Source organism: Saccharothrix sp. BKS2, from assembly GCF_047689505.1.
Lineage (GTDB): Bacteria > Actinomycetota > Actinomycetes > Mycobacteriales > Pseudonocardiaceae > Actinosynnema > Actinosynnema lopnurensis.
In genome coordinates this window covers 198,300-210,431 of sequence record NZ_JAUQOL010000007.1, presented here as the reverse complement: position 1 = coordinate 210,431, position 12,132 = coordinate 198,300, and the positions used below count along the sequence as shown (strand labels likewise).

The 12,132-nt window shown below is 73.3% G+C and carries 2 protein-coding genes; both read right to left on the bottom strand.

The features are described from left to right. Positions 1 to 20 precede the first annotated feature (20 nt). Positions 21 to 1,004 carry a 2OG-Fe(II) oxygenase family protein gene (locus Q5530_RS16965; RefSeq protein WP_415363310.1) on the bottom strand — a complete coding sequence of 328 codons (984 nt, stop codon included), beginning with the start codon at positions 1,002 to 1,004 and terminating at the stop codon, positions 21 to 23. Next, a complete protein-coding gene (locus tag Q5530_RS16960; RefSeq protein ID WP_415363308.1) occupies positions 1,001 to 12,124 on the bottom strand; it encodes an amino acid adenylation domain-containing protein in 11,124 nt (3,707 codons plus the stop codon). The genes Q5530_RS16965 and Q5530_RS16960 overlap by 4 nt, the downstream gene beginning before the upstream one ends. Positions 12,125 to 12,132: the final 8 nt, after the last annotated feature.

Here is a 12,132-nt window from a genome sequence, read left to right as displayed (position 1 = left end):
CGGGGTCGTGGCCGGACCGCTCAGGTCTGGCCGTTCTTCTTGATGAGCGCGGTCAGGCCGTGCCGCAGGTAGTCGCCGTAGCGGACCGCCTCGTTCGGCTCGCCCTCGTGCGCGCCGTCCGGGGAGAACGGCTGGATGAGCGTGTCGTTGCCCGCGTGGAAGAAGAACGGCAGCGAGAGGCGCTCGGCGTTGACGAACTTCACCCGGTGCAGCGGGGCCGGGAAGTAGTCGTGGGTCAGGTGTGCGAGGTAGGTGCCCGCGTTGACCAGGAAGTTGTCGCTGTCGGTCGGCAGGTCCCGCCACCCGTCGACGGTCTCGACCTGGAGGTTCTGCACCGCGGTCTGGAACAGCACGGTGATCGTCGAGACGTCGAAGTGGTCCTCGAAGCTCAGCAGCTCACCGTCCGGACCGGTCTTCACCGGCGGGTAGGTCTCCAGGCGCGGGTAGCGGATCAGCGAGACCGCGGACAGCGTCTCGGACTCGCGCAGCTCCGGCTCGAAGAACAGCTCGTCCTTGCCCAGGGCCAGGGCGAAACCCCGCATCAGCCCCTTGGACAGGGTGAACATCGTCCGGAAGTACTCCTCGCAGAACTCCCGGAAGCCGGGGTGGCGCTCCGCGTCCGGCCAGGTGTTGACCTCGTGGCCGGGCACCCCCGCGCGGATCATCGGGTGGTCCTCGTCGAAGTCGGGGTTGAGGTAGCAGAAGGACTCCACCGCCTTCTTCCCCTCGATGGCCTTGTAGTAGCCGTTGCGCACGCGGGGGTTCGCCGGGTTGTAGGCGTTGATGGCGAGCTCGTGCTTCTCCGCCGCGGTCATGGTGCGGTGGAACTCGTTGACGACGTCCTGGAGGCGCTGGACGTCGACACCGTGACCGGACGCGTAGAAGAAGCCCGAGCCCCGGCACGCCTTGTTGATCTGCTCGGCCACCTGCTTCTTGGCGTCGGCGTCGGCGCCGAACAGCGGCGACACGTCGATCGTGGGCACTTCGGCGGACGGCATCTTCATGTGGGTCCTCCGTTCCCTTCTGCTCTCGCGGCCTCCCGCGACCGCGACCCGGCGAGCAAGGCCAGGACCCGGTCGCAGATGGTGTTCACCAGGTCCACGTGGTGCACCCACGAGTGGTGCGTCGCCCCGTCGAGCACGTGGGTCTCGATCGACCCGGCGGGCACGAGCAGGTCGAGGTGGTTGTGCGCGGTCCGCTGGTAGTGGGCGAAGATCCGGCTCTGCCGCTCGTCGGTGACGACGTCGTTGACCTCGCCCGCCTTGAACAGCACCACGTCGCCGAGTGCGTCGGCCAGGCGCGCCAGGTCCGCGGCGGCCGGCCGGTAGTGGAAGTTGATCGGGTCGAGGACGTCCTCGACGTCGGGCAGGCCGATCGCCGCGGACGCCTGGGGCACCCCGAGGTAGGGGTCGATGAGCACCAGGTGCTCGACCCGTTCGCCGGCCAGGGCCAGCTGCCGGGACATCTCCAGCGCGAGCACCCCGCCGAAGCTCCAGCCCAGGAACGCGTAGGGGCCCTCGGGTTGCAGGCGGCGCACGTGGTCGAGGTAGTAGCGGCCCAGGTCCTCGAAGGAGGCCATGGGCGTGTGCAGGTGGACGTTGTTGAACAGCACCAGCCGGTGGCCGGGCAGCCGCCGGGCGAGGTTGCCCAGGTAGCTCTCCGCGCCGCCCTCGCCCGGCGGCAGCAGGAAGATCGTGCGCTCGGCGTCCTCCTCGACGAGGAGGTACGGCTCGAACCCCTCGGTCGGCGCGGCCGCCCGCCGCCGGGCCCGGCCGTCCCCGTCGCGGGCGGCGGCGGAGGTGTGGGCGATCAGCCGGGAGAGCCACGTCGCCAGCTCGTCGGTGAACGCGCGGGTGGCCCGCTCCCCCATCCGGCTGTCGACGCGGGTGACGAGGCGGCCGGCGACGCAGCTCATCGTCACGTCCACGACGGCGTCGTTGGCGTCCGCGTCGGCCTCGGTGTGGTAGCTGCCCGAGAGCGCGGGGTCAAGGTGCCAGCCCGCGGTGGGGACGGCGTCGCCGTCGGCGGGGTCGACGCCGTCGAGGCGGCCGAGGTAGTTGAAGGTCACCGGCGGCAGCGGGGCGCGGTCGCCGCCGTAGCGGCCGAACAGGGCGCCGTAGCCGATGCCGTGGTGCGGCAGCCGCCGGGCGTCCCGGGTGGCCAGGAGGCCGCGGGCGGGGTCGTCGGGGTCGGCCACCACGGCGACGGGGTGCATGGTGGTGAACCACCCGACGGTGTCGCGCACGTCGGGCGCGCCGTCGAACAGCTCGCGGCCGTGCCCCTCCACCGTCACGTGGTTGACCGCCAGCCCGGTGACCGCGCGCACGGCGTGCGCGGTCGCGGTCAGCAGCACGTCGGTGATCTCGGTGTCGTAGGCCCAGGAGGACTCCGTGAGCAGCGCCTGCGTCTCGGCCGGGCTCAGCGCGAACTCCTCGCGCCGCGCCGGTCCCTCCCGGCGCGGGACGTCCAGCGCCATGCCGTGGACGGTCTCGACCCAGCGCCGCCGCTCGTCCTCGGCGGGCCGGTAGTCGCGCAGCGCCCGCGACCACCGCTGGTAGCTCGCGGTGCGGCGGCCGAGCACGCCGCCGTGGTAGAGGACCTCCAGGTCCTGCGCGAGGATGCGCCAGCTGACGGTGTCGATGACGAGGTGGTGCGCCGCGAACCACACCCGCGTGCTGCCGTCGGGGAACCCGTGCAGGTGGGCGGCGACGGCGATCGGGCCGTGTTCGAGGTCGAACCCGTGCTGCAACGCCTCCAGCCACGCCGCCACGTCCGCGTCGGACCGGCCGCACACGTCCAGCTCGTGCAGCACGACGCCCGGGTCCCCGTCGGCGTAGACCTGACGGACCGCCCCGCCGCGGACGCCCGGGTAGCGCAGCCGGAACGCGTCGTGGTGGTCGACGAGCCCGGCCAGCGCGGCGCGCAGCCGGTCCGGGTCCAGCGGCGGGGTGCGCACCGCGAAGTGCTGGTTCCAGCAGTCGCGGTCGACGAGCGGTTTGGCGAAGAACCACTCCTGCACCGGGAGCAGGGGCACCTCGCCGCCGGGCCTGCCCTCCTCGGGCTCCTCCGGTCCGGCCGCGGTGGCCGCGTGCGCCGCGAACCGCCGCACGGTCGGGAAGTCGAACACCTCCTTGACGCCGACCCGCCTGCCCAGCTCGCGCTGGATGCCGCTCGCCAGGTGCAGCGCGCTGATCGAGTCGCCGCCGCAGCGGAAGAAGTCGTCGTCGATGCCGACCGACTCGACGGGCAGCCGGGCTCCCCACAGCCGGCACAGCCGCGCCTCGACCCGGTCGCGGGGAGCCGCGTAGGGCGCCCGCGCGGGCGCGGCGTCGGGCTGCGGCAGGGCGGCGGTGTCGAGCTTGCCGGTGATGGTGGTCGGGAGCGGCCCGTCCAGGCGGATCAGCACGCCGGGCACCATGCTCGGCGCCAGGCGGGCGCGCAGTGCGGCCAGGACGTCGTCCCGCGTCACCTCGGCGCCGTCGTCCGGCAGGTAGTAGCCGATCAGACGCCTGCCGTCCGGGGTGCGGCCGTCGGGACCGGCGACGACCGCGCACTGCCGCACGCCGGGGCACGCGGCGAGCGCCGCCTCCACCTCGCCCGGCTCGACCCGGACACCGTTGATCTTGACCTGGTCGTCGTTGCGCCCGAGGAAGCGCAGCCCGCCGTCCGGGCCGACGCGGACGACGTCACCCGTGCGGTACAGCACGGGGAAGCGCCCGGCCGCGCGGTCGGCGTCGGTGCGGAAGGGGTTGGGGACGAACCGCTCCCCGGTCAGCTCGGGCCGGTTCAGGTAGCCCGCCGCGACGCACTCGCCCGCCACGTGCAGCTCGCCGACCGCCCCGGCGGGCAGCGGCGCGCCGCCGTGGCCGAGCACGTGCAGCCGGGTGTTGCCCAGCGGGTGGCCGAGCGCGTTGCGGTGCTCCGCGCCGGGCGCGAAGCACTGGACGGTGTTGTAGACGGTGGTCTCGGTCGTGCCGTAGGCGTTGTAGAGGGTGCCCGCGAACTCGGCCCGGATCTTCGAGAAGTGGTGGGCGCCGAACACCTCGCCCGCCACCAGGACGGCCCGCAGGTGCGGCAGCCGGGTCAGGTCGAAGCGCTGGACCTGGGTCGGCGTGCCGCTGACGTAGCTGAGCCCCTCGCGGTCGGCCAGCACGTAGAACGCCGGGTCCTCGGCCGCCGACGGCGACGGGACGATGAGCTTGTGCCCGCCGAGCACCGACAGGGCCAGCTGCTCCACCGAGAAGTCGAACACGTAGTTCGCGAGCATCAGGACGCCCTGCCGCCCCTCCCGCGGCGGGCCGAAGTAGCGCCCGGCGAGCTGCTCGCGGAAGCTGTCGACGGACGCGTGCGTCACCAGCACGGCCTTGGGCCGGCCGGTGGTGCCCGAGGTGTAGATCGCGTACGCCGGGTCGGCGGCGGTGGCCGCGGTGCGGGGTTCGCCCTCGGGGCCCCCGGCCGGCCGGTCGACCGCCAGCACGGGGATCCCGGCCGCGATCGCGCGGAGCCGGTCGGCGTGCGGCTCACCGGCCACCACCGCGCGCGCCCCGGTGTCGGTCAGCATGAAGGCCACGCGGTCGTCGGGGGAGCCGGGGTCGACGGGCAGGTAGGCCGCACCCGCCTTCCACACGGCCAGGATCGCGACGACCGTCGCGGCGCTCTGGTCCAGCACGAGCGCGACGAGGTCACCGGGCGACAGCGCGACGGCGGCGCGCAGGTCGTGGGCGAGCCGGTTGGCCCGCGCGTCGAGCTCCCGGTAGGTCAGGCGCGTGGTGGCGTCCACCACCGCGACCTCGTCCGGCCAGGTGGCGGCCACCTCGGCGAACACCTCGCGCATCGTCCGGCGCCCGGAGGGTTCGAGTTCGGAGGGTTCGAGTTCGGAGGGCTCGGGCTCGGCGGCGGGTTCGACGAGGCCGATCGCGGACACCGCGGTCCGGTCGGGCTCCAGGCCCGGCCGGGTCAACTCGGCGAGCACGTGCCGGAAGGTGTCGGCGATCCCGCGCGCCGTGGCGTCCTCGAACAGGGACGCGGCGAAGGTCAGGTTGCCGCGCAGCCCGTCCCGGGTCTCCCACAGGGTCGTGGACAGGTCGAACTTCGTGGCGGTCCAGCCGTCCGCGTCGGGCAGGTACTCGTCCGGTCCGGTCGGGTCGCCCGCGGCGTTCTGGAGGGTGAAGTTGACCTGCACCACCGGGTGGCGGCTCGGGTCCTTGCGCACCGCGAGCTCCTTGACCAGCTGCTCGAACGGCAGCTCGCCGTGCACCTGGGCGGCCAGGACGGCCTCGCCGACCGCGCGGACGTGGTCGCGCACCGAGGCGTCCGGCTCGACCCGCACGCGCAGCGCCAGCAGGTTGGCGAAGAAGCCGACGGTGTGGTCGAACTCGGGGCGCCCGCGGTTCGCCCACGGCGTGCCCACGACCAGGTCCCGCCGGCCGGTGTACCCCGCCAGCACCAGGTACCAGGCGCTGAGCAGCACCGCGTAGAGGCTCACCCGCGTCGAGCGGGCCAGCTCGCGCAGCGCCTCGGTGGTGGCCGCGTCGACGGCGAACTCCAGCTCCCGGCCGCGGTGGTCGAACCGGGCGGGCCGGGGGTGGTCCAGCGGCAGCCGGATCGTCTCGAACCCGTCCAGGGCGGCGCGCCAGAAACCGGTCAGCTCGGCGAGCCGCCGACCGGACAGGTACCGCCGCTGCCACACGGCGAAGTCCCCGTACGACGCGCGGACCCGCGGCAGGTCGGACTCCGGCGCGCCGGCCAGCAGCGCGGCCAGCTCGCGCCGGAACACGCCCCACGACCAGCCGTCGAAGCACGTGTGGTGCAGGACCAGGCCGAGGTACCGCGCGCCGGCCAGTTCGACCACGTCCGCGAGGATCGGCAGCTCCTCGTGGGTGCGGAACACGTGCCCGGACCGGGCGACGAGCAGCGCGTCCAGCTCGGCGGTGGTGCCGACCACGTGCACCGGGACGGTGAACGCGGCCATGGCCTCGTCCCCGGTCAGGACGCGCTGGCGCAGCACCCCGTCGGCGTCCGCGGCCAGCAGCGTCCGGAGCGCGGGGTGGCGGCGCACCAGCGCGCGCACGGCGGCCGTGACCGACGCCGCCGTCAGGCCCTCGTCCGCGAGCCGCAGCGTGAACGGGATGTTGTAGGCCGCCGTGCCGCCCTCGAAGTCGTCGATGAACAGCAGCCGTTCCTGGGCCAGCGACACCGGCGGCTGCTCCAGGCGCCCGGCCGCGCCCTCGACGCCCTCGGCGTCGAGCGTGGCGGCGGCCGCCGCGATGTGCTTGGCCTGCGCGGACAGCGTGGTGTGCCGCAGGACGGTCGCCACGCCGAGGCCGCTGCCGAACCCGGTGGTGATGCCCTGGGCGAGCGACATCGCGCGGATGCTGTCGCCGCCGAGCGAGAAGAAGTCGTCGTGCGCGCCGATGCGGTCCGGCGCGACCCCGAGGACCCGCGACCAGATGCCGCACAGCTTGACCTCGACGTCGCCCGAGGGCGGCACGTAGTCGCCCGCGCCGTCCCCGCCGAACTCGGTCTCGGGGAGCCTGCGGACGTCCAGCTTGCCGCTCGGCGTGACCGGGATGTCGTCGATGCGGATCACCCGGGCGGGCACGACGGCCTCGGGCAGCTTCCCGCGCATCCACTCCTTCAGGTCCGGCTCCGCGAACTCCCGGTCCGCGATGTAGAAGCCCACCAGGTACTTCTGCGGCGCGGCGGTGCTCGACCCGGTGTGGGTGCGGGCCACCACCAGCGCCCGGGTGACGCCCGGGTAGGACGACAGCGCGGCCTCGACCTCGCCCAGCTCGACGCGCTGGCCGCGGATCTTGACCTGGAGGTCGGTGCGGCCGAGGTACTCCACCTCGCCGTTCGGCAGCCAGCGCACCAGGTCGCCGGTCTTGTACATGCGCGCGTTCTCGCCCCTGGCCGCCTGCTCGGCGGTCCGGAAGGGGTTGTCGAGGAACCGCTCCGCGGTCAGGTCCGGCCGGTTGAGGTAGCCGCGGGCCACCCCGGCGCCACCGATGTACAGCTCGCCGACCCCGCCGATCGGCACCCGCTTCATGGCGCCGTCGAGCACGTAGCAGTGGTAGTTGGCGAGCGGGAGCCCGATGCTCTTGTTCACGCGCCGCTCGCCGGGCGGGTAGGGCCGCTTGTGGCTGGTGATCGAGATCTCCGTCGGCCCGTAGCCGTTGATGACGGTGCCGGGGTAGGTGCGGCGGATCTTGTCGAACACGGGCTCGGTGAAGTCCTCGCCGATGGCGTCGACGCGGGTCAGCGACGTGGCCGCGGTGAAGTCGTAGAGCGAGAGCACGGACGGCGTGCCGGACAGGTAGGTGACCCGCTCGTCGGTGAGGTACCGGCACAGCCGCGCCTCGTCGGTGCGCATGGTGTCGTCGAGCACGACGAGCTTCTGCCCGTTGAGCAGCGCGTCGGTGAACTGCTCCACGAAGTGGTCGAAGATGTAGTTGGAGAAGGAGAGGAACGCCTCGTCGCCGTCCTCCTTGGACAGCGAGAAGGTCCGCGAGAGCGACCACTGGAGGTTCACCACGCCGCGGTGCTCGACCAGCACCGCCTTCGGGCGGCCGGTGGTGCCCGAGGTGTAGATCGCGTAGGCCAGGTCGGTGCTCGTGACGTCGGTGACCGGGTTGGCCGCGGGCAGGTGGTCCAGCCGCAGGCCCTCGATCGCCAGCACGGGCGCGTCGCCCGCCAGCAAGCGTAGGCGATCGGCGTGCTCCTCGTTGGTGAGCACCACCTTCGCGGCGGTGTCGGAGAGCATGAACGCCACGCGGTCGTCGGGGTAGGCGGGGTCGACGGGCACGTACGCGCCGCCCGTCTTCCAGGCCGCGATGATCGCGACCATCATCGCCTCGTCCTTGTCCAGCACCAGCGCGACGATGTCGTCCGGCCGCGGCCGCGCGACCGCGCGCAGGTGGTGGGCGAGCCGGTTGGCGCGCTCGTTCACCTCGCGGTAGGTCAGGCGGGTGTCGCGGTAGACCACGGCGATCTCGTCGGGCCACCGCGCGGCCACCTCCTCGAACACCCCGTGCAGCGTCTTGTCGCCGGGGAAGTCCGCGTCCGTGCGGTTCCACTCCTCGTACCGGGCCAGCATCGCGGGCGGCACCGGGTCGAGGTCGGCGACCCGCTGCCCCGGGTCCCGCGCGACCTGGGCGAACAGCGTGTCCGTGATGCCGACGAGGGTGTCGATGGCGCTGTCGTCGAACAGCTCCCCCGCGTACCAGAGGGTGACGGTCAGCTCGTCGCCCTCCTCGCGGGCCACCACCGCGATGGGGTAGTCGACCTTGTCGGAGTCGTACGCCTTCTCGAACCGCAGCAGCTCCTCGTCGGCACCGTGCTCGGTCTCGGCGAGCAGGTCCGGGTAGTTCTCCAGCACCAGGAGCGTGTCGAACAGGCTGCGCTTGCGCTCGCCGCTCTCCAGCCTGCCCAGCTCCACGATGCTGCGGTCGTTCATGGTGTTGACCAGGTCCTGGATGTCGCGCACCACGTCGGCGACGCGGTCCGGTCCCCGGCCCCGGTGGTCGACCACGAGCGGCAGCGTGTTGATGAACAGGCCGACCGAGTCCTCCACGCCGTCGATCGGGAGGTTGCGACCGGACACGATGGTGCCCACGACGGTGGTGGTACCGCCGCCGATGGCGTGCAGCACCCGGTGCCACACGAACTGGAGCACGGAGTGCAGGGTGACGCGCTCGGCCGCGCACACCTCCTTCAGCGCCGCGGTGCGCTCGGCGCCGAGGCCCAACCTGCGGGTGCGGTGCTCGCGCACGTGGTCGTACTCGCTGAGCGAGACCTGGTAGCGGCTGGCCTCGTTGAGCAGGCCCGCGAAGTCGCCGCGCTCGTCGATGCGGGCGATCTGGCCCACCCAGTAGTCGGCGTGGTCGCCGCGGCGCTCGGCCCAGTACCGCTGCGCGGCCACGTAGGCGGTGTCGGAGGCGCGCTCGACGGGCAGCCCCCGGACCAGGCGCAGGTAGGCGCGGTGCACCTCGTCGTGCAGCACCGGCAGGCTCCACCCGTCGAGGATGACGTGGTGGCAGCTGAAGACCAGCGTGAACAGGTCGTCGCGCTGCTTGACGAGGTAGACGCGGAACAGGCCGCCGCGGTCGAGGTCGAAGTGCTCGGCGCGGTCCCGCTCCTGCACCCGCCGGATCCGCTCCTCGCGGGCGGCGTCGTCGGCGAGGTCGGTCAGGTCGAGGTAGCGCCAGTCCACCGGCGCGTCGTCGTCGACGACGACCTGCACCGGCTCGTCGGCCCACTCGAAGCGCAGCCGCAGCGACGGGTACCGGCGCCGCGCGTGCTGCCACGCCTCGCGCATCAGGTCCGGGTCGATGCGGCAGCGGTAGTGGTGCACCGACTGCATGACGTAGGCGTCGTCCTCGTCGGTGCGCCGCAGGGCGTGGTAGTAGAGGCCCTGCTGGAGACCGTTGGCGGGCAGGCGGACCTCGCCGCCGGTGTCGGCCCCGTGGTCGGCGGCGGTGGCGGTGATCGCGGGGCTGCGCTGCTCCACCAGGTGCCGCGTCATCCCGGCCAGGGTGCGGAGGCGGAACACGTCCGCCACCTCGACCGCGCGCCCGAACCGCTGCCGCACCCTGGCGATGAGCAGGATGCAGGAGATGCTCTGGCCGCCGAGGCGGAAGAAGTCGTCCTGCTCGCCGACGCGCTCGGCCGGCACGCCGAGCACCTCGGCCCAGACGTCGCGGAGCGCCCCGGCGATGTCGTCGACCGGGGTGTCGGCGGCGACCGGGGAGGCGGCCGGGGAGGCGGCCGGGGAGGCGGCCGGGGCGCCGTTCCCGGCGACCGGGTCCACCTCGGGCAGCGCGCGCCAGTCGACCTTGCCGTTGACGTTGACGGGCAGCGCGGGCATCCGCACCATCCGGGCGGGCACCATGATGCGGATCAGGCGGGTCTCCAGGAACGCCACCAGGTCCGCCTCGGTCACGCCCGCCTCGTCGTCGGCCACGTAGTACCCGACGAGGTACCTGCCCGCCGCGCCGCGGCCCTCGCGGGCCACGACGACGCACGCGCGCACACCGGGGTACTCCAGGGCCCGCGCCTCGATCTCGCCCGGCTCGACCCGCACCCCGTTCAGCTTGAGCTGGAAGTCGCTGCGGCCCATGAACTCGACCTCGCCGTTGGGCAGCATCCGCGCCAGGTCGCCCGTGCGGTACAGCCTGCCGTTCTCGCCGCGCTCCCGTTCCCGCTCGCTCTGGAACGGGTTGGCGGTGAAGCGCTCCGCGGTCAGGTCGTCCCGGTTGAGGTACCCGGGCGCCACCCCGCGCCCGCCGATGTAGAGCTCGCCGAGCGCGCCGATGGGCAGCTGCTTGAGGTCCTGGCTCAGCACGTACCACTTCACGTTGCGCACCGGCCTGCCGATGCTGCGGTCGCGCCGGGCCGCGACACCGGGCGGGAACTCCTTGACCGCGGTGACGAACGCGGCCTCGGTGAAGGCGTACTCGTTGACGACGAGGCCCCCGAACCGCTCGCGCAGCCTGCGCAGCCCGGCGGCCGTCAGCTCCTCGCCGACCAGCATCAGCTTGCGCAGGCTCGGGCAGCGGCTCAGGTCGAAGTGCTGGAGCACCGACCCGGTGGCGTTGAGGTAGGTCACGCCGTGCCGCTCGACGTAGTCCGGGAACCGGTCGGGGTCCAGCCGGACGTCGTCGGGCACCACGACCAGGGTGTGCCCGTTGAGCAGCGCGATCAGCGTCTGGCGCAGGTGCGGCTCGAACACGTAGGAGGCGAACAGCGCGACGCGCTCCTCCCCCGGCCGCAGCATGTCGTAGCGCTCGGACAGGTCGGTGATGCTGTTGACGACGCTGTCGTGGAACTTGGGCACGCCCTTGGGCACGCCGGTGGTGCCGGAGGTGTAGGTGGCGTAGGCGATGTCGCCCGCGCTCAACGCCAGCCCGGGGTGCTCGCGCGTGGACCGCCCGGCGGCCTCCTGCTCCGCGAGGACGTCCTCGACGGCGACGACCCGGACGCCCGGGTGCGCGTCCCCGAGGACGTCCCGCAGCCGCTCGACGTGGCGCCGGTTGGTCAGGACGACCCGCAGGCCGGTGTCGCCGACGATGAACCGGACCCGCTCGGCGGGGTAGGCCGGGTCGATCGGCACGTAGGCGGCCCCGGCCCGCCAGATGCCGACGGTGAGGGACACGCCGAGGTCGCTCTTGTCGAGCAGGAGGCCGACGAGGTCGCGCACCCGCACCCGCACCGGCGCGCGGAGCAGCCAGTTGGCGACCTGGTTCGCGCGCTCGGACACCTCGCGGTAGGTCAGCCGGACCTCGCCGCACACGACCGCCTCGGCGTCGGGGAACCGCCGCACGGCCGCCTCGAACAACTCGTCCAGGCGGGTGTCGGTCGGGAAGTCGCCGTCGGTGTCGTTCCACCGCAGCAGTTGCAGCTCCTGCTCGGCGGAGAGCAGGTCGATGTCGGCGACCAGCTGCTCGGGTCGGCCGCTGAACTGCCCGTGCACCTCGCGGGCGACGTCGAGCAGGCCGACGACGATCTTGTCCTCGAACAGGTCGCCCGCGTACCACAGCGTCCACCGGGTGCGACCGTTCTCCGGGTCGTCGCGCACGACCACGACGAGCGGGGAGGCGGGCAGCTCCTCGGGGACGAGGTCGCGGTCCGCGAGCACCACGAGCGCGTCGAACAGGCCGTGCTGCAACAGTTCGGCCTGCGGCAGGTAGGCGTTCCGGTCGCGCACGGCCTCGTCGATCGCCTCGACGGCCGCCGCGCAGGTGAGCCGGGCCTGCGCCACGTGGTCGACCACGACCGGGAGCACCCGCGCCGCGTCGGGGTCGGGCGCGTCGACGAGGTCCAGGAACGCGACGACGGTCTGGTGCCCGTGCCCGTAGGCGTGGAGGACGCTGTGCAGCACCGCGAGCGCGACCGCCCCGGGCGACGCGGCGTCGCGCCCGACCGGGCGCGGGATGCCGTGCTCGTCGTGGACCAGGACGAGGTCCTGGCGGTGGGTGGCGCGCAGCCCGGAGCCGTCGTCGCGCACCGCGATCCGGTGCCGCCACTCGTCCCGCAGCAGCATCTCGAGGTCGCACCGCCTGCCCGCGATCCCGGCGATGCGCTCGCGCCACTCCGCGGCCGAGTCCAGGTGTCGTGACGACGTCATCTGCGGTG

Bases quoted from the DNA above. Each gene is read 5' to 3' on its own strand.
- Q5530_RS16965 (WP_415363310.1), bottom strand. From the start codon at position 1,004: ATGAAGATGCCGTCCGCCGAAGTGCCCACGATCGACGTGTCGCCGCTG.
- Q5530_RS16960 (WP_415363308.1), bottom strand. From the start codon at position 12,124: ATGACGTCGTCACGACACCTGGACTCGGCCGCGGAGTGGCGCGAGCGC.